The organism is Streptomyces katrae (assembly GCF_000966975.1).
GTDB lineage: Bacteria > Actinomycetota > Actinomycetes > Streptomycetales > Streptomycetaceae > Streptomyces > Streptomyces katrae.
On the sequence record NZ_JZWV01000168.1, the window covers coordinates 1 to 439 of the forward strand.

1 pseudogene is annotated in these 439 nt (G+C 79.0%); it reads left to right on the forward strand.

Features of this window, described 5'->3' with window-relative positions:
• Window positions 1-412, forward strand: a pseudogene (locus VR44_RS42345) (helix-turn-helix domain-containing protein); the annotation flags it as partial.
• Window positions 413-439: the final 27 nt, after the last annotated feature.

Consider the following 439-nt stretch of genomic DNA (forward strand, 5'->3'; position numbering starts at 1 on the left):
GAGGCCGCGGGAGCGGTCGGCGCGGTAGCGGCCGCGGCGTACGGGGTGAGCGCCGGGGTGTCCGAGCCGGTGCAGGGGCTCGGGGAGCTGCCCGTCGCCTGGGGGCAGGCCGTCGCCGCCGCTCGGGCCGCCGCGGCCGAGCCCCGGCTCGGGCCGGTGGCCCGGTGGGCGGGGATCGGGCCGTACCGGATGCTGGGCGCGCTGGCCGCCGGGTCCGTGGACGACCCCGCGACGCGGACCCTGCTGAGTCCGGCCCACCGGGAGCTGGCCCGCACGGCCGAGGTCTTCCTCGACTGCGCCGGTGTACTACCGGCTGGGCCGGGTGGAGCAGCTGACCGGGCTCGACCTGGACGCCGGCGAGGACCGGCTGCTGCTCCACATGGCCCTCAAGACCGCCCGGCTGAACGGGTGACCGAACCCCTCCCCCGGACCCGGCGAC